The organism is Enterobacter cloacae complex sp. SHL001, assembly GCF_049236825.1.
In the GTDB taxonomy this organism is placed as follows: Bacteria; Pseudomonadota; Gammaproteobacteria; order Enterobacterales; family Enterobacteriaceae; genus Enterobacter; species Enterobacter hormaechei_C.
In genome coordinates this window covers 442,730-461,367 of the sequence record NZ_JBMKIP010000004.1, presented here as the reverse complement: position 1 = coordinate 461,367, position 18,638 = coordinate 442,730, and the positions used below count along the sequence as shown (strand labels likewise).

Here is an 18,638-nt window from a genome sequence, read left to right as displayed (position 1 = left end):
CCAGCTCTCAACATTATGAATCATTCATCAGCACAGGATCGACAATGATTGAAATTGAAACTCGCCAGCTGAGTGGGCATGAAATCATCCATGCTTTTTCGGCTGGTAAAGGTGAACAGCCGCTGCCGACGGTAGTTTTCTATCATGGCTTTCTCTCCTCGAAGCTGGTCTACAGCTATTTTGCCGTCGCGCTGGCGCAGGCCGGTTTCCGGGTGGTCATGCCTGATGCGCCGAATCATGGGGCACGCTTTACGGGCGATGAGCAGGCGCGGCTGGGGCTGTTCTGGCAAACGCTGCACGGCAATCTGACCGAGTTCGCCGGGCTGCGTGACGCGCTCTTGCAGGCCGGGCTGGTGGAGGGGAAACGGCTGGCGGTCGCAGGCGCATCAATGGGCGGAATGACGGCGCTGGGGATCATGGCCAGGCATCCGGAGGTGACGTCCGTCGCTTGCCTGATGGGATCGGGCTACTTTACATCACTGGCAAAGACGCTGTTCCCGCCGCAGGCCCCTCAGGAGATTGAGGCCCTGTTGTCTGAATGGGACGTCAGCCATGCGCTTTCGCAGCTGGCCGATCGTCCGCTGCTTCTGTGGCATGGGGACGCCGATGACGTCGTACCGCCCGGTGAAACGTTCCGCCTGCAACAGGCGCTACAGCGCGAAGGGCTGGACAGCAATCTGACCTGCCTGTGGGGAGCAGGTGTCCGGCACCGTATTACCCCGGCCGCGCTGGAGTCAACCGTGGAATTCTTCCGTCAGCACCTTTAAACGCGCAGCACTGTGACACCCTGATCCTCCAGCTTGCTGAGGATCTCGGGGTTGGCGTTTTTGCCGGTGATCACCATGCTGATTTGCTCGGCGCGGCTGAAAAGCATGCCGGCGCGTTCACCGACCTTGCTGCTGTCGACCAGCACCACCAGTTTGCCCACTACGTTAAGCATGTTCTGTTCTGCCATTGCGGTGAGCATATCGGTTTTATACAGGCCATCCGCCGTCAGACCTTTGCCGCTGGTAAACATCCAGTGCCCGGCGTAGAGGCTGTTTTCACTGTCCTGCGGGCTAAGGGTGATGGACTGGCTCTTGTTATACTGGCCGCCCATGATCACCACGCTTTCATGTTCCTGGTCAATGAGATAGTTGGCCAGCGGCAAATAGTTGGTGATGATCTGCACCGGCTTGCCGCACATCTCACGGCCCAGCAGAAACGCCGTCGAACCGCAGTTGATCACCACGCTTTCTCCAGGATTTACCAGCTGTGATGCCGCTCTGGCAATCCGCACCTTTTCATCGTGATTCTGCGCCTGGTGGATGTTCATCGGCGTCCAGCGTGGACGCTGCTGGCTGATGGCCTCTGCACCGTTGCGGACTTTTTTCAGCTTGCCGCCCTCATCCAGCTTGTTAATGTCCCGCCGCGCGGTAGCGGGGGAGATCCCTAAACGTTCGATCACTTTCTCGACGGTGATAAACCCTGTTTGCGCCAGGAGTTCCAGTAAAATTTGATGCCGTTGCGCTTCCGTCATGAGCTATTCCGATAAGAATTGATTTGAAAAGATGATATTTGAAATAGCGTGAAATTACTAAGATAAATATGACATCGCCAGACGCAAGGTCTGGCGATTGGGCCTCAGAATCAGAGGAAGGATTTGAACGGCAGATCGGGTTCAATCGTAAAGCAATCATCGAAACCACGCGGGTAGTGGTACTCAAGATTGTCTTTATCCAGCGGCCAGGTGAACTTGCCGCCAACCTGCCAGATGAACGGCTTGAAGCCATACTTGAGGCGGTCTTTTTTCATCTCCCACAGGACGCGGATCTCTTGCGGATCGGCCTGGAAGTTTGACCAGATATCGTGGTGGAACGGGATCACCACTTTGGTGTTCAGCGCTTCGGCCATACGCAGCATGTCTGCGCTGGTCATTTTGTCGGTGATCCCGCGCGGGTTTTCACCGTAAGAGCCAAGCGCCACGTCAATCTGATGCTCGTTACCGTGCTTCGCGTAATAGTTGGAGTAGTGGGAGTCACCGCTGTGATACAGGGAACCGCCAGGCGTTTTGAACAGGTAGTTCACCGCGCGCTCATCCATCCCGTCTGGCAGTACGCCTGCGGCTTTCTGGTCGGCAGGCAGGGTGATCAGCGCGGTACGGTCAAAGGCATCCAGCGCGTGAATTTCAATGTCTTTGATTTTCACTACGTCGCCCGGCTTCATCACGATGCAGCGCTCTTTTGGCACGCCCCAGCCAATCCACAAATCCACGCAGGTCTGCGGCCCAATAAACGGTACGTCGTCCGCGCAGTTTTGTATTACCGCTGCCGCCACGTTCACGTCGATATGATCGTTGTGATCGTGGGTAGAGAGTACGGCGTCGATCTGACGAATGGCAAAAGGATCCAGCACGAAAGGCGTGGTGCGCAGGTTCGGCTGGAGCTTTTCAACGCCGGCCATACGCTGCATCTGGTGGCCTTTTTTCATCAGTGGATTGCCGTGGCTCTGTTTGCCGGTGCCGCACCAGAAATCAACACAAATGTTGGCGCCGCCTTCTGATTTCAGCCAGATCCCGGTGCAGCCCAGCCACCACATCGCAAATGTGCCAGGAGCAACCTGTTCCTGCTCGATCTCTTCGTTCAGCCAGCTACCCCACTCCGGAAAGGTACTCAGAATCCATGATTCACGGGTGATGGTTTTCACTTTACTCATCGTTTGACTCCTGGTTTTAATCAAAAGTAATCACTATATGACTTGTTGTGATTAATGCTGGCACTGTTTTAATCGATTTGCAATGGCTGATTTGCGGAAAATTCCCCTCGCCACCTCACAGAAAAAACTTCATGACGTTGTTAAGATAACCGTTATAAATGATTAATATATTGAAATTTAAGAATTTATTTATTTGTTTGGATTGGTAGTGAAAATCATTACTAATACCATGGAAATAAATTGCGTGATCCGTCACAAATAATCAAATGCAATCTTGTGATGATTATTTGTGATTAATAGAGTGATGACACCAACCACACAGGGATTGCCCCTCGTGTTCTCATTTTCTGGAGAGAGTTATGGAGATCCTCTACAACGTCTTTACCGTGTTCTTTAATCAGGTAATGACCAACGCCCCGCTGTTGCTGGGTATCGTGACGTGCCTGGGGTACATCCTGCTGCGCAAAAGCGTCAGCGTGATTATCAAAGGCACCATCAAAACCATCATTGGTTTTATGCTGTTGCAGGCGGGGTCTGGCATTCTGACCAGCACGTTTAAGCCGGTTGTTGCCAAAATGTCAGAGGTGTACGGCATTAACGGCGCCATCTCTGACACTTACGCGTCCATGATGGCCACCATCGATCGTATGGGGGATGCGTACAGCTGGGTTGGGTATGCGGTACTGCTCGCGCTGGCGCTGAACATCATTTACGTGCTCCTGCGCCGCATCACCGGTATTCGCACCATCATGCTCACCGGGCACATCATGTTCCAGCAGGCGGGGCTGATTGCGGTTTCTCTCTATATCTTCGGCTACCCAATGTGGACCACCGTCATCTGCACGGCAATACTGGTCTCGCTTTACTGGGGTATCACCTCCAACATGATGTATAAGCCAACGCAGGACGTTACGGACGGCTGCGGCTTCTCCATCGGTCACCAGCAGCAGTTCGCCTCCTGGATTGCTTACAAAGTCGCGCCGTACCTGGGCAAAAAAGAGGAGAGTGTTGAAGATCTCAAATTGCCTGGCTGGCTGAATATCTTCCACGACAACATCGTCTCCACGGCAATTGTGATGACCATCTTCTTCGGTGCCATCCTGCTCTCCTTTGGCATTGACGTGGTGCAGGCGATGGCGGGTAAAACCCACTGGACGGTCTATATCCTGCAAACCGGTTTCTCCTTCGCGGTGGCCATTTTCATCATCACCCAGGGCGTGCGTATGTTCGTCGCCGAACTGTCGGAAGCGTTTAACGGCATCTCCCAGCGCCTGATCCCTGGCGCGGTGCTGGCGATTGACTGTGCGGCTATCTATAGCTTTGCGCCAAACGCCGTCGTCTGGGGCTTTATGTGGGGCACCATCGGCCAGCTGATTGCGGTCGGCATCCTGGTGGGCTGTGGCTCCTCAATCCTGATTATTCCTGGCTTTATCCCGATGTTCTTCTCCAACGCCACTATTGGCGTATTTGCTAACCACTTCGGCGGATGGCGCGCAGCGCTCAAGATCTGCCTGGTGATGGGCATGATTGAAATCTTCGGGTGCGTGTGGGCGGTCAAGCTCACCGGCATGAGCGCCTGGATGGGCATGGCGGACTGGTCAATTCTGGCGCCGCCGATGATGCAGGGCTTTGCGTCCGTCGGGCTGGTCTTTATGGCCGTCATCATCCTGATTGCCCTGGCTTATATGTTCTTCGCTGGCCGTTCGCTGCGGGCTGAAGAAGATGCAGAAAAACAAACAGCAGAAGTGTCTGCTCATTAAGGAGTTTCGATTATGACCGTACGTATCCTGGCTGTGTGTGGCAATGGGCAAGGTAGCTCCATGATCATGAAGATGAAAGTGGACCAGTTTTTAACCCAGTCAAACATTGACCACACGGTGAACAGCTGCGCAGTGGGTGAATACAAAAGTGAACTGAACGGCGCGGACATCATCATCGCCTCAACGCACATTGCCGGCGAGATTAGCGTGTCGGGCAACAAATACGTGGTAGGCGTACGCAACATGCTGTCGCCTGCGGATTTCGGGCCAAAGCTGCTGGAAGTGATCAAAGAACACTTCCCACAAGACGTGAAGTAAGGATGCCACATGAAACTACGTGATTCGCTGGCAGAGAATAACTCCATCCTTTTACAGGCCGAAGCCAGCACCTGGCAGGAAGCGGTGAAGCTGGGCGTGGACCTGCTGGTTAAGGCGGACGTTGTCGAGCCGCATTATTACCAGGCCATTCTGGATGGCGTGGCGCAGTTTGGACCCTATTTTGTGATTGCCCCGGGGCTGGCAATGCCGCATGGCCGTCCCGAAGAGGGCGTCAAGAAAACCGGTTTTGCGCTGGTGACGTTGAAAAAACCACTGGTGTTCAACCACGAAGATAACGACCCGGTCGACATTCTGATCACCATGGCGGCTGTCGATGCCAACACCCACCAGGAGGTGGGGATCATGCAGATCGTCAATCTGTTTGATGATGAAGCAAATTTTGACCGTTTACGCGCCTGTCGTACCGCGCAGGACGTGCTGGATTTAATTGATAACGCCACTGCGGCGGCCGTTTAAGAGGAATTTAAAATGTCATTACCAATGTTGCAGGTCGCGCTGGATAACCAGACTCTGTCTCACGCTTACGAAACCACCCGTCTGATTGCGGAAGAAGTGGACATCATCGAAGTCGGCACCATTCTGTGCGTGGGCGAAGGCGTTCGTGCGGTTCGTGACCTGAAGGCGCTCTATCCGCATAAAATCGTGCTGGCGGATGCCAAAATCGCCGACGCGGGCAAAATCCTCTCTCGCATGTGCTTTGAAGCCAACGCCGACTGGGTCACCGTGATCTGCTGTGCGGATATCAACACCGCGAAAGGCGCGCTGGACGTGGCGAAAGAGTTCAACGGCGACGTGCAGATTGAACTGACTGGTTTCTGGACCTGGGAGCAGGCGCAGGAGTGGCGCGAAGCGGGTATCCAGCAGGTGGTTTATCACCGTAGCCGTGATGCGCAGGCCGCAGGCGTGGCGTGGGGCGAAGCCGATATCAGCGCGATCAAACGTCTGGCCGATATGGGCTTCAAAGTGACCGTCACCGGTGGCCTGGCGCTGGAGGATCTGCCGCTGTTCCAGGGTATCCCGATTCACGTCTTTATTGCCGGTCGTAGCATTCGTGATGCTGCGTCTCCGGTGGAGGCGGCGCGTCAGTTCAAACGCTCAATCGCACAGCTTTGGGGTTAAGGAGCGGGTATGTTGTCAAAACAGGTCCCGCTTGGCATCTATGAAAAGGCACTCCCTGCGGGGGAGTGCTGGCTGGAGCGGTTGCAGCTGGCGAAGCAGCTGGGTTTCGATTTTGTCGAAATGTCTGTGGATGAGACGGACGAGCGTCTTTCTCGCCTGGACTGGCGCCGCGACCAGCGTCTGGCGCTGGTGAGCGCCATTGCCGAAACCGGCGTGCGCGTGCCATCCATGTGCCTGAGCGCTCATCGTCGTTTTCCGCTTGGCAGCGAAGATGATGCTGTACGCGCCGAAGGGCTGGAGATCATGCGTAAAGCCATTCGCTTTGCACAGGATGTCGGCATCCGCGTGATCCAACTGGCGGGTTACGATGTTTACTATCAGGAAGCCAACGATGAAACGCGCCGTCGTTTCCGGGAGGGCCTGAAAGAGAGCGTTGAGATGGCAAGCCGTGCGCAGGTGACGCTGGCGATGGAGATCATGGATTATCCGTTGATGAACTCCATCAGCAAGGCGCTGGGCTATGCGCACTATCTGAACAACCCATGGTTCCAGCTTTATCCGGATATCGGAAACCTGTCGGCATGGGATAACGATGTACAGATGGAGCTTCAGGCGGGCATCGGGCATATCGTGGCGGTGCACGTTAAAGATACCCGTCCTGGCGTGTTTAAAAACGTACCGTTCGGCACCGGGGTGGTGGATTTCGAACGGTGCTTCCAGACGCTCAAACAGACAGGTTATTGCGGGCCTTACCTGATTGAGATGTGGAGCGAAACCGCGGACGACCCGGCGGCAGAAGTGGCGAAAGCCCGGGACTGGGTGCGCGAGCGCATGGCGCGGGCAGGGCTGATGGAGGCGGAACATGCTTAAGCTGAAACAGCAGGTCTTTGAAGCCAATATGGATCTCCCGCGCTATGGACTGGTGACGTTTACCTGGGGCAACGTAAGCGCCATCGATCGCGAGCAGGGGCTAGTGGTGATTAAGCCGAGCGGCGTGGCCTATGACGCCATGAAAGCGGACGATATGGTGGTGGTTGACCTGGAAGGACACGTCGTTGAAGGCAAATGGCGCCCTTCTTCAGATACGGCAACCCACCTGGCGCTGTATCAGCGTTACCCGTCTCTGGGGGGTGTTGTGCATACCCATTCCACGCACGCCACCGCCTGGGCACAGGCCGGGCTGGCGATCCCTGCTTTGGGTACGACGCACGCAGATTACTTCTTAGGCGATATTCCCTGCACGCGAGCGTTAACGCAGGCTGAGGTCGAAGGCGAGTACGAACTTAACACCGGCAGGGTCATTATCGAAACGCTGGGTGAGACGGAACCACTGCATACGCCGGGTATTGTGGTGTACCAGCATGGTCCGTTCTCCTGGGGTAAAGATGCGCATGACGCCGTGCATAACGCGGTGGTGATGGAAGAGGTGGCCAGAATGGCGTGGATTGCGCGCGGCATTAACCCACAGCTTCAGGGCATTGATGATTACCTGATGAACAAGCATTTCATGCGTAAGCACGGCCCGAATGCTTACTACGGGCAGAAGTGAATAAGTGCTCTGGAATACCGAAACAGTTGTAACCGGTGGTATTCCGGAGCCATTCATAAAAAAAGCCCCCGGGCAGGGGGCAAATTATATATGGCTTTGATTTTCGTTGGCTTTCCTGGTGCTAGCGATAAAGCGTTACTGGTAAATATCTGCACTGGCGTGCATATTACCGTTGCTGCCGGGCTCACGTGTCAGCATGACGTGATAGTATTTTGCGCCCTGCGCATCGGTTTCTTCATTAAGCGCCTGATCTGCTTCACTTTCAGTGGCGAAGTTATGATTGATGTAAATAACGCCTAAGCTCTGCACATCATCCATGTTTCTGGCCTGTTGGCTGTCTATTCTGATGGCTGCCATCGCGTTTGCACTGAGCAAAAGCGCAGCCAAAATGGCGATTGCGATTCTTTTCATGATATGCGCTCCACGACTGCGTGCTGTGATACGGGGTAATGTCTCCTTCTCTGTTCAGTGTCTCTGATTAAAGTGTAATCGCTACCCGGGTTGCGATGGGTGACCATTTCTGATGGTGTTGTTCAAAAAAACAGCGCTTCTGATGAGTGCGATTTTAAATCACCCACTTAGAACAGCTTTACCCTTTGTGCGAATTATTTGTGCAATCAGCTTGAGTTTCCTGGGGGGCGCAAGTATTATGACGCGTCAATTTTTCAGCCGACCTTTAACACGTTCCTTGCCTCCCCGGGCCTCGGCTGACCCAGACAGGAGGCTGAATAATCCGTAAGGAGCAATTCGATGCGTCATTACGAAATCGTTTTTATGGTCCACCCTGACCAGAGCGAACAGGTTCCGGGCATGATCGAGCGTTACTCTGCTGCCATCACTGGTGCAGAAGGCACGATCCACCGTCTGGAAGACTGGGGTCGCCGTCAGCTGGCTTACCCGATCAACAAACTGCACAAAGCACACTACGTTCTGATGAACGTTGAAGCTCCGCAGGAAGTGATCGATGAGCTGGAAACTACCTTCCGCTTCAACGATGCCGTTATCCGCAGCATGGTTATGCGTACCAAACACGCAGTGACCGAAGCATCTCCGATGGTTAAAGCGAAAGACGAGCGCCGTGAGCGTCGCGATGATTTCGCAAACGAAACCGCAGATGATTCTGATGCTGGGGATTCTGAAGAGTAATTTCTGATGACCAACCGTCTGGTGTTGTCCGGCACCGTGTGCAGGACCCCCCTTCGAAAGGTCAGCCCATCAGGAATTCCGCATTGCCAGTTCGTGCTTGAGCATCGTTCTGTGCAAGAGGAAGCCGGGTTTCACCGGCAGGCGTGGTGCCAAATGCCCGTAATTATTAGCGGACACGAAAACCAGGCCATTACTCACAGTTTAACGGTCGGTAGTGCAGTAATCGTTCAGGGGTTCATTTCTTGCCACAAGGCAAAGAACGGCCTGAGCAAAATGGTTCTGCATGCCGAGCAGATTGATTTGATAGATTCTGGAGACTAGCCATATGGCACGTTATTTCCGTCGTCGCAAGTTCTGCCGTTTCACCGCGGAAGGCGTTCAAGAGATCGACTATAAAGATATCGCAACGCTGAAAAACTACATCACCGAAAGCGGTAAGATTGTCCCAAGCCGTATCACCGGTACTCGTGCAAAATATCAGCGTCAGCTGGCTCGCGCTATCAAACGCGCTCGCTACCTGTCTCTGCTGCCGTACACTGATCGTCATCAGTAATCGGGCACGGTCCATTAATACGACTTTAAGAGGATAAGGTAATGCAAGTTATTCTGCTTGATAAAGTAGCAAACCTGGGCAGCCTGGGTGATCAGGTAAACGTTAAAGCGGGTTACGCTCGTAACTTCCTGGTTCCACAGGGTAAAGCTGTTCCAGCTACTAAGAAAAACGTAGAGTTTTTCGAAGCACGTCGTGCTGAACTGGAAGCCAAACTGGCTGACGTTCTGGCGGCTGCTAACGCTCGCGCTGAAGCAATCAACGCACTGGGCACCGTTACTATCGCGTCTAAAGCTGGCGACGAAGGTAAACTGTTCGGTTCCATCGGTACCCGCGATATCGCTGATGCAGTTACTGCGGCAGGCGTTAAAGTGGCTAAGAGCGAAGTTCGTATGCCGAACGGCGTTCTGCGTACCACTGGTGAGCACGAAGTTGACTTCCAGGTTCACAGCGAAGTGTTCGCTAAACTGGTTGTTAACGTAGTAGCTGAGTAATTTTTTACTCTGCTCGCGTCGAAGCGCCGGCCTTGTGCCGGCGTTTTGCTTTTTAGCGTGACCCTGCGTCATCTTTTGCTCTTGTAAGGTCGCTATTCCTGACGCATTCTCTGATAATAAATTGAAACGCAATTTTATTTATGAGATTTGTCATGGATACTGCTCTGCCCACGCCCGTCTTTGCCCGTCGAAATGTGGCCTATGCCTGCGCCACGCTCTGCTGTCTGCTTTGGGGAAGCTCGTACCCGGCCATTAAAAGTGGCTACGAACTCTTTCAAATCGCGACCGATGATATCCCCTCCAAAGTCGTCTTTGCCGGATACCGTTTTCTGTTTGCCGGCGCGTTGCTGCTGCTTTTTGCCCTGGCCCAGCGAAAACCGATTGGCAGGCTCACGCCCACGCAGTTTGGCCAGCTCACGATCCTCGGACTGACGCAGACCTCCCTCCAGTACACCTTCTTTTATATCGGCCTGGCCTACACGACCGGGGTGAACGGCTCCATCATGAATGCCACCGGGACCTTCTTCAGCGTGCTGCTGGCGCACTTTATCTACCACAACGACAAACTCAGCTATAACAAAACGCTGGGATGTGTTCTGGGCTTTGCCGGGGTTATGCTGGTGAACTTCCACAGCGGGTTAAGTGAGTTCCAGTTTGTCTGGAAAGGTGACGGATTTGTGGTGCTGGCCGCCTTTATTCTCTCTGCGGCCACGCTTTACGGGAAACGCATTTCCCAGACCGTTGACCCGACGGTGATGACTGGCTGGCAGCTTGGGATAGGCGGGGCGGCACTGGTTGCGGGAGGCTATGCCACGGGCGGGACGCTGGAGGTGCACAGCATGAAAGCCGTCGCCGTGCTGGGGTATCTGACGCTGCTCTCATCCGTGGCGTTCGCCCTGTGGAGCGCGCTGCTGAAAGTAAACCGCGTGAGTATGATTGCCCCGTTCAACTTTGTCATACCTGTAGCAGGGACGGTGCTCTCCGCCATCTTCCTCGGCGAAAACATTCTGGACATCAAATACGCGATTGCGCTGGTGCTGGTCTGCTCGGGGATCTGGTGGGTGAATAAACGGCGTGCCTGAGAACAAAAGTGCCGGGTGGCGGCATCGCCTTACCCGGCCTGGGCCATTAACGTGCTCTGATGAAACTGCCGTCCGGCTGACGGGTAAACAGTACCTGCTGCCCGTTTCCGGTATCGATCGTTAACCCGGTCACCACCCCGCTGGCATTCTGGCGGATCTGCACCATCTGACCATTTTGCAGGTTGCTGAGCGGTTTGCCTGCCCCCTCGACTTGCGCCATGGCATACACATCCGTTGCTGGCAGATTGTGGTCGCGGAACAGCTGGGCAAGAGTTTTCCCAGGCTCTACGCGATACGAACGCCACTGCTGCTCAATGCCGGTGGGCTGTTGCGCCTGTGGCTCTGAAGGGGCGGCGGCCTGCTCCTGATCTTCCTGAACCGGTTCAGGTTCAACCGGCGCAACCTGGCCCGGATCGTTAGACGGTGTGACCAGCTGCGTCTGCATCGGCTGTGAATCAGGCTGCGGCTGGCTTTGCGACTGGATATCCAGCTCAGCATTCCGGCTGACCGGCGCGGTATCAACGTTGTCACTGCCGGAAGGAAGCAGGAAGCCGATGACGATCAGCAACGCGCCGATAATAATGCCTCTGCGGTGCAAAGGCGGCAGCGGGTCCATGATGCGAAAGTTATCCGGCGCATGCCAGATTTTCGCCAGGGTAGGTTTCAGTTCAAATCGCCCGGGCATGGCTCTCCTCCTGCTCCGCGTCTTTTTATCCTGTCCTGAGAAGTGTAGTTTGCTAACTGCCTGATGGGCGTAACAAAGCCAGCTTTCGTGACATATATTAGGGAAAATCCTGACGGCTACTATTGTTTCCGTTTCGTCGCAGTTTGTCACCTTTACTTAAGACAAAGTTTTACCCATAAGGGCATGGCTGATATGCTGCCCGCTACTTTAAATGTGATGGAAGGAAAACCCATGACCACCCCGACTTTTGACACTATCGAAGCGCAGGCAAGCTACGGCATCGGCTTGCAGGTAGGACAGCAGCTGAGCGAATCCGGCCTGGAAGGTCTGTTACCGGAAGCGCTGGTGGCGGGTATCGCTGACGCGCTGGAAGGCAAGCAGCCCGCTGTGCCGGTTGACGTTGTGCACCGTGCGCTGCGTGAAATCCACGAACGTGCTGACGCCGTACGTCGCGCGCGTTTCGAAGAGATGGCGGCAGAAGGCGTGAAATATCTGGAAGAGAACCGTGAGCGTGAAGGCGTGAACAGCACCGAGTCCGGCTTGCAGTTCCGCGTAATCAATCAGGGTGATGGCGCAATCCCGGCGCGTACCGACCACGTTCGCGTACACTACACCGGTAAGCTGATCGACGGTACCGTGTTCGACAGCTCCGTCGCGCGTGGCGAACCGGCTGAATTCCCGGTCAACGGCGTTATCGCAGGCTGGATCGAAGCCCTGACCCTGATGCCAGTAGGTTCCAAATGGGAACTCACTATCCCGCACAACCTGGCTTACGGCGAGCGTGGCGCTGGCGCGTCCATTCCGCCATTCAGCACCCTGGTGTTTGAAGTCGAGCTGCTGGAAATCCTGTAATCGGTTTTTCTTATTTTCCTCTCTCCGATCGGGGAGAGGAAAATAGCGATAAAACCCGGAGTTACGACGAAATCAACATTTTGTATTGCAAACGAAACTGTTACGTGTATTTTTGTGAGCTGTTTCGCGCTGTATGAGTGATATGACACTCACTTTCAACATATTATTAACATAATATTCAAATCATAGTATTCATCCCGCCGATTCTTACCTACTATCGATTAGTCCTTACACAGGGTCCGTCATTTATTTGGCGTATATAAAGGCCAGAAGAGCCTTAACAACACAGACAGGCATAAACAGGAAAATATCACATGGTAGATCAGGTCAAAGTCGCCGCCGCAGAAGAGGCGACGTCTGAACAGTCGCTACGGCGAAATCTCACGAACCGTCACATTCAGCTTATTGCCATTGGTGGAGCCATCGGCACCGGGCTGTTTATGGGCTCGGGCAAAACCATCAGTCTTGCCGGCCCGTCGATCATCTTCGTTTATATGATCATCGGTTTTATGCTCTTTTTCGTGATGCGTGCAATGGGTGAATTGCTGCTCTCGAATCTCGAATACAAATCCTTCAGCGACTTCGCGTCAGACCTGCTCGGCCCGTGGGCGGGCTATTTTACCGGCTGGACCTACTGGTTCTGCTGGGTGGTTACCGGCATGGCGGATGTTGTCGCTATTACGGCCTACGCCCAATTCTGGTTCCCCGGCCTGTCGGACTGGGTGGCTTCGCTGGCGGTGATTGTTCTGCTGCTGAGCCTGAACCTCGCCACCGTTAAAATGTTCGGTGAGATGGAGTTCTGGTTCGCGATGATCAAAATCGTCGCCATCATCGCGCTGATTGTCGTCGGGCTGGTGATGGTGCTGACGCACTTCCAGTCGCCAACCGGCGTACAGGCCTCGTTTGCCCATCTGTGGAATGACGGCGGCTGGTTCCCGAAAGGTATCAGCGGCTTCTTTGCCGGCTTCCAGATTGCGGTGTTTGCGTTTGTCGGGATTGAGCTGGTCGGTACCACGGCGGCGGAAACCAAAGATCCGGAGAAATCCCTGCCGCGCGCGATTAACTCCATTCCGCTGCGTATCATCATGTTCTACGTGTTCGCGCTGATCGTCATTATGTCCGTGACGCCATGGAGCTCGGTGGTGCCAACCAAGAGCCCGTTCGTCGAGCTGTTCGTGCTGGTGGGGCTGCCTGCTGCCGCGAGCCTGATTAACTTCGTGGTGCTGACCTCTGCGGCCTCTTCCGCGAACAGCGGCGTCTTCTCCACCAGCCGTATGCTGTTCGGCCTGGCGCAGGAGGGCGTTGCTCCGAGCGCGTTTGCCAAACTGTCTAAACGCGCGGTACCAGCGAAAGGGCTGACCTTCTCCTGCATCTGTCTGCTGGGCGGTGTGGTGATGCTCTACGTCAACCCGAGCGTAATCGGCGCGTTCACCATGATCACCACGGTGTCGGCGATCCTGTTTATGTTCGTCTGGACCATCATCCTCTGCTCGTACCTGGTGTACCGCAAGCAGCGTCCACACCTGCACGAGAAGTCGATCTACAAGATGCCGCTGGGCAAGATGATGTGCTGGGTGTGCATGGCGTTCTTCGTCTTCGTGCTGGTGCTGCTGACGCTGGAAGAAGATACCCGACAGGCGCTGATGGTCACGCCGCTGTGGTTTATCGCGCTGGGGCTTGGCTGGCTGTTTATCGGTAAGAAACGTATGGCGGGCATGCGCTAAGCATGTTGCCGGGTGGCGCTGACGCTTACCCGGCCTACGTTCGCGGATGTTGTAGGCCCGGTAAGCGCTAGCGCCACCGGGCTTTTTTATTTACCCGATAATGCACGCGGGAACAGAACGTTATTCTCAAGACTGATGTGTTCCATCAGATCGTCGATCATCTCGTTAATGCCGTTGTACATGGCTTTCCAGGTGGTGCACGCTTCTGGCGGCGGTGTGACGTTGTTGGTGGTGTGTTTGATCACTTCCAGCAGTTCGCCGGCGTCATCATGTTCGCTTTCCATCACGCTGATGGGCCCCATGGCCTGGCTGCCCATGCCCTGTTTGATCATCGGGAAGAGGATCTGCTCCTCTTTCATCATGTGGCTGGAAAGTTCTTCGTGCAGCATGGTCAGGTATTTCGCCAGGCCGCGCGGTACGGAAGGTTTATCGGCATGAACGCGTTCAACTTTGGTCGCCTGTAAAATCAGCTCCGGCAGCTGCTCGCGGTGACGATCGTGGTAACGCACAATGATATGGTCGATGATTTCAGCCAGCGGCGCGGTGCGCCAGTCTTTGTCGACAGGCTGTTCAGCCAGCTGAGCCAGCTCCGCTTCGATAGCCTCCACATCCAGCTCTTTACGCGACGCTGCGCGCGCCAGCGTTTGCTTACCACCGCAGCAGTAATCCATATCGTATTTACGGAACAGCGCAGAAGCGCGAGGGATGGAGAGCGCCAGCTCGCCTAAGGGTTGGTCGCGGAAGGCCATAACAGTTACCTCATCATCAGGAATATAAGGTGCATTTTAAATACATCTTTAGGTGGATACTATAACCCTTTAGAGGCAAGGGTGAAAATGAGAAGGGGATCACAAAAAAAGCGTGCTTTTAACTTGCTGATTGAATGCAGAAAAGGGCTTTCGAAAGTTTTTAAAGGTGGAGAAACAGTAAACAACCTGCCGAACGTGCCGATAGATACAGGTCAGACAATACCTGTATATAAAAAAGGCAACGCATGTTTAAACGTATAAAAGTCATTACTCTTTTGATTTCGGTGCTGCTTGTGCTCGGCATCATGCAGCTGATCTCCGCTGGCATTTTCATTAACGCACTCAATAACGATAAAGAGAACTTCACCGTTTCTCAGCTTTCCAGCCAGAACGTCGCGGAGTTTACCGACGCCTGGATCAGCCTGAACCAGGCGCGCGTCACTCTCAACCGCGGTATGCTGCGCCTGCAAAGCAGCATGGCGTCGCAGATTAACGGCGGGCAGCTGAACGAGCTGGTCAATACCGCGAAAAACCTGCTGGCTGATGCCCAGACCCATTACGATAAATACTACGCGCTGCCGGAAACGCCGGGTATGGACGAGCACCTGGCCGATCGTCTGGAAGAGCAATACCGCGTCTACTCCGCCACGCTGACGCAAATGAACGTTCTGCTGGGGCAGGGCAATCTGGAAGATATGTTCAAACAAAATGCCGAACAGAAGCAGACCGCGATGCAAAAGGTTTATCGCGAGTGGCGTGAGGCGCAGGCCGCGCTGACCGCCAAAGGGATCCGGGACAATGAAAGCGACTACAAACGCATTCTGTGGATCCTTTCTGCGGTGATGCTGCTGGTGATCGCGGTGATTATTTCCAGCTGGATTGCGATGCGCCGCGTGCTGCTGCTGCCGCTGGAAGAGGTGATCAACCATATCCGCGCCATTGCCGCAGGGGATTTAACCCAGCCGATTCAGGCTGAGGGTAAAAATGAAATGGCGATCCTGGCGCGCAACGTTCAGGAGATGCAGACTGCGCTGGCCAACACGGTGGGCGTGGTGCGTGAAGGCGCTGATACCATCTACACCGGCGCGGGTGAAATCTCGGCGGGCAGCAACGATCTCTCCTCTCGTACCGAGCAACAGGCCGCTTCTCTGGAAGAGACGGCAGCCAGCATGGAACAGTTAACCGCCACCGTGAAGCAAAACGCCGATAACGCGCGTCAGGCGTCGCGTCTGGCGCTGGACGCCTCCTCCACCGCGAAGAAGGGCGGTAACGTGGTCGAGGGCGTTGTGCGCACCATGGACGAAATCGCCACCAGTTCCAGCAAAATCGCGCAAATTACTAACGTGATCGACGGCATTGCTTTCCAGACCAATATTCTGGCGCTGAACGCGGCGGTAGAAGCGGCGCGCGCGGGCGAGCAGGGACGTGGCTTCGCGGTTGTCGCGGGCGAGGTGCGTACCCTTGCCCAGCGCAGCGCACAGGCGGCGAAAGAGATCAAAGCGCTGATCGATGATTCCGGCGAACGCGTCAACGCGGGTTCTCAGCTGGTAAATGAAGCGGGCGCGACGATGGCGGAGATCGTCAATGCGGTTACGCGCGTGACGGACATCATGGGTGAGATTGCGTCGGCCTCCGACGAACAGAGCCGCGGTATCGACCAGGTGGGTCAGGCGGTGGCGGAGATGGATCGCGTCACCCAGCAGAACGCCTCGCTGGTGGAAGAGTCTGCGGCGGCAGCGGCGGCGCTGGAAGATCAGGCTGCACGCCTGAACGACGCGGTGGCGGTGTTTAAGATCACCCGCAACCAGGCGGTGAAAGCCGCGCCGGTTAAGACCTATGCACCTAAAGCGCAGCCCGTCGCGGCGGCGTCTGAAGCGAACTGGGAAACGTTCTGATACTGTGCCGGGTGGCGCTTCGCTTACCCGGCCTACGGTTTTGTAGGCCCTGCAAGCGAAGCGCCGCTGGGCGAAAAGCTCACCCCTCCGACGCCGGAACGACCATCGGTTTTTCCGGCTTCGCTCTCACCGCAATCACCACCCCAACGACCAGCAGCGCGATCCCGCAGGCCGTTAGCAGCGGCGGCACGCTCTGACGCATCAGGAAGGTATAGAGCAGCCCTGCCAGTGTCTCAAAGACAATCAGCGGCCCCAGTATCACCGTCGGCAGCTTCTGGCTGGCAATGTTCCAGCACAGCGCGCCCACCCACGAACAGAGCACGGCAATGGCGACCATTAACCCGACGAATACCCACGGGCGCGGTCCGAAGGGCAGGGTAAATGCCGGTTGCTGGCTACCCAGCCAGACACACGCGCCCACATAGCCTAGCAACGAGACAGGGAGGGTGACCAGCGCCTGCGCCGTCGCCCACATCATCGGATGTTTATCCGGGTTTTCCCGCAGCCAGCGTGCATTGCGCAGGGCATACCATGCCCAACAGACAACCGAGATAAACGCCAGAAAGATCCCTGAACCGTAACGCCACAAGCTGAAGTTTTCAAGGCCGTGGCGAAGCTCGGCAATATTCACGCACACCAGGCCCACGGCAATGCAGACCAGAGCGGGCGCCATTTTTGACCACGCCAGTTTGCCGTCACGCTGGCTGTAAAGCAGGTTCGCGAAAACCGGGATGACCACCGGCAGCGTGCCGATAATCATGGTGGACACCGGCGCACCGGTGCGCTGAATGGCGCTCGCCAGACAGACGTAGTAGATCAGATTACCCATCATGGTCAGCGCCAGCGCGGTGAGCCAGTCCTGGCGGCCCAGCTGACGCAGACGCGCACGCCCCAGCCACGCCAGCGGCACGGCAATCAGACCCAGCGCCAGGTAACGTCCGGTCGACTGCAATATTGCCGGGTACTCCGGCACAATCAGCGGGCCGACAAAAATCAGCCCCCACATCAAACCCGCAAGCAGGGCATACAACACGCCGCTAATCATTTTTCCATCCATCTTGATTCACTTTGCGCTCAGTGTAGAAGGGCAAAACGCGCGCGTATTGTATGAGGTTGCGCATTAGCGCGGCATAACCTGCTTCTGGTAGCGCACGGGCGTGATACCGTAGCGACGGGTGAAGGCGCGGGTCAGGTGCGACTGATCGGTCAGCCCGGTCGCGGCGGCCACCTCGGCGGCAGGCATACCGTGGGTGAGGAAGGCTTTTGCGCGCCACAGCCGGATGGCCATCAGCATCTGGTGGGGCGTAACGTGGAAATGGGCTTTGAACTGGCGCTGAAAATGGTACGGGCTGAGCGAGACAACGTTAGCCAGCTCGTCCAGGGTCAGCGAGCGCATATAGTTGTCGTGCAGATAATCGCGAACGCGTTTGAAGCGGTGCGCGGCCTCCTGCACCACCGGCGCATGATGGGCCAGTGGCTGAAAAGTCTGAATCAAATCCAGTAGCAGCCCCTTCTGCGCCAGCGGATCGTTGGTGTGCCACAGGCCGTAAATTAACCGGCCAATCTGCTGCGAGCGCAAAGGGTCGTGGCGCGTGACGTCATTAAACCACCAGTGACGCAGGCCGGTGACCTCTTCCAGCAGGTCGGGTTCGATGTAGACCATCCGGTAGCGCCAGCCGCCTTCGGTGGCGGATTCCCCGGTGTGGATCTCGTCCGGGTTCATGGTCACGACGGATTTTTCCGCGGCAAGATGCTGGGTACCGCGATAGCGGAAGCGTTCGGCACCGGTTTCGATGGTGCCGATACCGAAGGCTTCATGAGTGTGAGGCTCAAAGGCGTAGTCAGAGATATGGGCGTGATAAAGCTCCAGGCCCGGCAGCTGCGCCAGATGGCGAAAGCGCGCGCTGTCTCTCTCATCAGTGAACTGTTCCGGTACGCCTTGCACGGTGAGCCTCCTTGTGGGTCATCGCTTCATTATCAGAGATGACCCGAGGGGATGC

At 55.5% G+C, this 18,638-nt stretch carries 22 protein-coding genes; 15 read left to right on the top strand and 7 right to left on the bottom strand.

Features of this window, described 5'->3' with window-relative positions:
* The first annotated feature begins 44 nt into the window (after positions 1-44).
* Complete coding sequence (gene yjfP / locus ACOTYH_RS14305; RefSeq protein ID WP_023302960.1) at positions 45-767, top strand: esterase; 723 nt, start codon at positions 45-47, stop codon at positions 765-767.
* Here the strand turns inward: yjfP and ulaR are convergent.
* Both ulaR and ulaG read right to left on the bottom strand, forming a co-directional pair.
* Positions 764-1,519: an HTH-type transcriptional regulator UlaR gene (gene ulaR / locus ACOTYH_RS14300; protein WP_128772044.1), complete on the bottom strand. Its 756-nt coding sequence runs from the start codon at positions 1,517-1,519 to the stop codon at positions 764-766. The two genes, yjfP and ulaR, sit on opposite strands and share 4 nt — an antisense overlap.
* A gap of 110 nt (positions 1,520-1,629) precedes the next feature.
* Entirely contained in the window at positions 1,630-2,694 is a 1,065-nt protein-coding gene (gene ulaG, locus ACOTYH_RS14295; RefSeq protein WP_033487877.1) for an L-ascorbate 6-phosphate lactonase, read from the bottom strand.
* Between the two features lie 359 nt (positions 2,695-3,053).
* Here ulaG and ulaA point away from each other — a divergent pair, with 359 nt between their 5' ends.
* Genes ulaA through ACOTYH_RS14265 form a run of 6 tightly spaced genes read left to right on the top strand, consistent with a single transcriptional unit; the run spans position 3,054 to position 7,461 of the window.
* On the top strand, positions 3,054-4,454 hold the full coding sequence (ulaA, locus tag ACOTYH_RS14290; RefSeq protein WP_017694669.1) for a PTS ascorbate transporter subunit IIC: 1,401 nt from the start codon (positions 3,054-3,056) through the stop codon (positions 4,452-4,454).
* Between the two features lie 12 nt (positions 4,455-4,466).
* On the top strand, positions 4,467-4,772 hold the full coding sequence (gene ulaB / locus ACOTYH_RS14285) for a PTS ascorbate transporter subunit IIB (protein WP_003856022.1): 306 nt from the start codon (positions 4,467-4,469) through the stop codon (positions 4,770-4,772).
* Between the two features lie 9 nt (positions 4,773-4,781).
* Entirely contained in the window at positions 4,782-5,249 is a 468-nt protein-coding gene (gene ulaC, locus ACOTYH_RS14280; RefSeq protein WP_017694668.1) for a PTS ascorbate transporter subunit IIA, read from the top strand.
* Between the two features lie 12 nt (positions 5,250-5,261).
* Positions 5,262-5,912: a 3-keto-L-gulonate-6-phosphate decarboxylase UlaD gene (ulaD, locus tag ACOTYH_RS14275; protein ID WP_017694667.1), complete on the top strand. Its 651-nt coding sequence runs from the start codon at positions 5,262-5,264 to the stop codon at positions 5,910-5,912.
* Positions 5,913-5,921: 9 nt separating this feature from the next.
* The gene (locus ACOTYH_RS14270) at positions 5,922-6,782 is read left to right on the top strand and encodes an L-ribulose-5-phosphate 3-epimerase (RefSeq protein ID WP_015572478.1); all 861 of its coding nucleotides are present in this window, start codon (positions 5,922-5,924) and stop codon (positions 6,780-6,782) included.
* Positions 6,775-7,461: an L-ribulose-5-phosphate 4-epimerase gene (locus ACOTYH_RS14265; protein WP_032671496.1), complete on the top strand. Its 687-nt coding sequence runs from the start codon at positions 6,775-6,777 to the stop codon at positions 7,459-7,461. Before ACOTYH_RS14270 ends, ACOTYH_RS14265 begins: the two co-directional genes overlap by 8 nt.
* 135 nt (positions 7,462-7,596) lie before the next feature.
* Here ACOTYH_RS14265 and yjfY read toward each other — a convergent pair whose 3' ends face one another.
* Positions 7,597-7,872, bottom strand: a complete 276-nt coding sequence (yjfY, locus tag ACOTYH_RS14260) for a DUF1471 family protein YjfY (protein WP_017383944.1) — start codon at positions 7,870-7,872, stop codon at positions 7,597-7,599.
* A 339-nt stretch (positions 7,873-8,211) separates the two neighbouring features.
* Here yjfY and rpsF point away from each other — a divergent pair, with 339 nt between their 5' ends.
* The 5 genes from rpsF (at position 8,212) to ACOTYH_RS14235 (ending at position 10,733) form a co-directional block, all read left to right on the top strand.
* Complete coding sequence (gene rpsF, locus ACOTYH_RS14255) at positions 8,212-8,607, top strand: 30S ribosomal protein S6 (RefSeq protein ID WP_003856034.1); 396 nt, start codon at positions 8,212-8,214, stop codon at positions 8,605-8,607.
* A 6-nt stretch (positions 8,608-8,613) separates the two neighbouring features.
* A complete protein-coding gene (gene priB, locus ACOTYH_RS14250) occupies positions 8,614-8,928 on the top strand; it encodes a primosomal replication protein N (protein ID WP_003856035.1) in 315 nt (104 codons plus the stop codon).
* A 4-nt stretch (positions 8,929-8,932) separates the two neighbouring features.
* The gene (gene rpsR, locus ACOTYH_RS14245) at positions 8,933-9,160 is read left to right on the top strand and encodes a 30S ribosomal protein S18 (RefSeq protein ID WP_000135199.1); all 228 of its coding nucleotides are present in this window, start codon (positions 8,933-8,935) and stop codon (positions 9,158-9,160) included.
* A gap of 41 nt (positions 9,161-9,201) precedes the next feature.
* Entirely contained in the window at positions 9,202-9,651 is a 450-nt protein-coding gene (rplI, locus tag ACOTYH_RS14240; protein ID WP_006810372.1) for a 50S ribosomal protein L9, read from the top strand.
* Between the two features lie 152 nt (positions 9,652-9,803).
* Entirely contained in the window at positions 9,804-10,733 is a 930-nt protein-coding gene (locus ACOTYH_RS14235; RefSeq protein ID WP_017383942.1) for a DMT family transporter, read from the top strand.
* A 46-nt stretch (positions 10,734-10,779) separates the two neighbouring features.
* On the opposite strand, the gene ACOTYH_RS14230 is transcribed toward ACOTYH_RS14235, so the two are convergent.
* Positions 10,780-11,418, bottom strand: coding sequence for an OapA family protein (locus tag ACOTYH_RS14230; protein ID WP_015572481.1), 639 nt, complete (start codon positions 11,416-11,418; stop codon positions 10,780-10,782).
* Positions 11,419-11,649: 231 nt separating this feature from the next.
* Here ACOTYH_RS14230 and fklB point away from each other — a divergent pair, with 231 nt between their 5' ends.
* The gene (gene fklB / locus ACOTYH_RS14225; RefSeq protein ID WP_008502892.1) at positions 11,650-12,270 is read left to right on the top strand and encodes an FKBP-type peptidyl-prolyl cis-trans isomerase; all 621 of its coding nucleotides are present in this window, start codon (positions 11,650-11,652) and stop codon (positions 12,268-12,270) included.
* A gap of 314 nt (positions 12,271-12,584) precedes the next feature.
* Positions 12,585-13,994 (top strand): D-serine/D-alanine/glycine transporter, encoded by a 1,410-nt coding sequence (gene cycA, locus ACOTYH_RS14220; RefSeq protein ID WP_032652302.1) that lies wholly within the window; start codon positions 12,585-12,587, stop codon positions 13,992-13,994.
* Between the two features lie 86 nt (positions 13,995-14,080).
* Here cycA and ytfE read toward each other — a convergent pair whose 3' ends face one another.
* Positions 14,081-14,743, bottom strand: a complete 663-nt coding sequence (gene ytfE / locus ACOTYH_RS14215) for an iron-sulfur cluster repair protein YtfE (protein ID WP_015572484.1) — start codon at positions 14,741-14,743, stop codon at positions 14,081-14,083.
* A 245-nt stretch (positions 14,744-14,988) separates the two neighbouring features.
* Between ytfE and ACOTYH_RS14210 the strand changes: the two genes are divergently transcribed.
* Positions 14,989-16,638, top strand: coding sequence for a methyl-accepting chemotaxis protein (locus ACOTYH_RS14210; RefSeq protein ID WP_032103134.1), 1,650 nt, complete (start codon positions 14,989-14,991; stop codon positions 16,636-16,638).
* A 79-nt stretch (positions 16,639-16,717) separates the two neighbouring features.
* Here the strand turns inward: ACOTYH_RS14210 and ACOTYH_RS14205 are convergent, their stop codons facing one another.
* Positions 16,718-17,683 (bottom strand): DMT family transporter, encoded by a 966-nt coding sequence (locus ACOTYH_RS14205; RefSeq protein WP_017383939.1) that lies wholly within the window; start codon positions 17,681-17,683, stop codon positions 16,718-16,720.
* Positions 17,684-17,758: 75 nt separating this feature from the next.
* A complete protein-coding gene (locus tag ACOTYH_RS14200) occupies positions 17,759-18,583 on the bottom strand; it encodes an AraC family transcriptional regulator (protein WP_126495450.1) in 825 nt (274 codons plus the stop codon).
* Positions 18,584-18,638 lie beyond the last annotated feature (55 nt).

Coding starts and splice junctions, on each gene's coding strand:
- cycA (WP_032652302.1), top strand. CDS start 12,585: ATGGTAGATCAGGTCAAAGTCGCCGCCGCAGAAGAGGCGACGTCTGAA.
- ulaD (WP_017694667.1), top strand. CDS start 5,262: ATGTCATTACCAATGTTGCAGGTCGCGCTGGATAACCAGACTCTGTCT.
- rpsR (WP_000135199.1), top strand. CDS start 8,933: ATGGCACGTTATTTCCGTCGTCGCAAGTTCTGCCGTTTCACCGCGGAA.
- ulaR (WP_128772044.1), bottom strand. CDS start 1,519: ATGACGGAAGCGCAACGGCATCAAATTTTACTGGAACTCCTGGCGCAA.
- priB (WP_003856035.1), top strand. CDS start 8,614: ATGACCAACCGTCTGGTGTTGTCCGGCACCGTGTGCAGGACCCCCCTT.
- ACOTYH_RS14270 (WP_015572478.1), top strand. CDS start 5,922: ATGTTGTCAAAACAGGTCCCGCTTGGCATCTATGAAAAGGCACTCCCT.
- yjfP (WP_023302960.1), top strand. CDS start 45: ATGATTGAAATTGAAACTCGCCAGCTGAGTGGGCATGAAATCATCCAT.
- ulaG (WP_033487877.1), bottom strand. CDS start 2,694: ATGAGTAAAGTGAAAACCATCACCCGTGAATCATGGATTCTGAGTACC.
- ACOTYH_RS14210 (WP_032103134.1), top strand. CDS start 14,989: ATGTTTAAACGTATAAAAGTCATTACTCTTTTGATTTCGGTGCTGCTT.
- ACOTYH_RS14230 (WP_015572481.1), bottom strand. CDS start 11,418: ATGCCCGGGCGATTTGAACTGAAACCTACCCTGGCGAAAATCTGGCAT.
- ulaB (WP_003856022.1), top strand. CDS start 4,467: ATGACCGTACGTATCCTGGCTGTGTGTGGCAATGGGCAAGGTAGCTCC.
- ACOTYH_RS14205 (WP_017383939.1), bottom strand. CDS start 17,683: ATGATTAGCGGCGTGTTGTATGCCCTGCTTGCGGGTTTGATGTGGGGG.
- rpsF (WP_003856034.1), top strand. CDS start 8,212: ATGCGTCATTACGAAATCGTTTTTATGGTCCACCCTGACCAGAGCGAA.
- yjfY (WP_017383944.1), bottom strand. CDS start 7,872: ATGAAAAGAATCGCAATCGCCATTTTGGCTGCGCTTTTGCTCAGTGCA.
- ACOTYH_RS14265 (WP_032671496.1), top strand. CDS start 6,775: ATGCTTAAGCTGAAACAGCAGGTCTTTGAAGCCAATATGGATCTCCCG.
- ulaC (WP_017694668.1), top strand. CDS start 4,782: ATGAAACTACGTGATTCGCTGGCAGAGAATAACTCCATCCTTTTACAG.
- fklB (WP_008502892.1), top strand. CDS start 11,650: ATGACCACCCCGACTTTTGACACTATCGAAGCGCAGGCAAGCTACGGC.
- ulaA (WP_017694669.1), top strand. CDS start 3,054: ATGGAGATCCTCTACAACGTCTTTACCGTGTTCTTTAATCAGGTAATG.
- rplI (WP_006810372.1), top strand. CDS start 9,202: ATGCAAGTTATTCTGCTTGATAAAGTAGCAAACCTGGGCAGCCTGGGT.
- ytfE (WP_015572484.1), bottom strand. CDS start 14,743: ATGGCCTTCCGCGACCAACCCTTAGGCGAGCTGGCGCTCTCCATCCCT.
- ACOTYH_RS14235 (WP_017383942.1), top strand. CDS start 9,804: ATGGATACTGCTCTGCCCACGCCCGTCTTTGCCCGTCGAAATGTGGCC.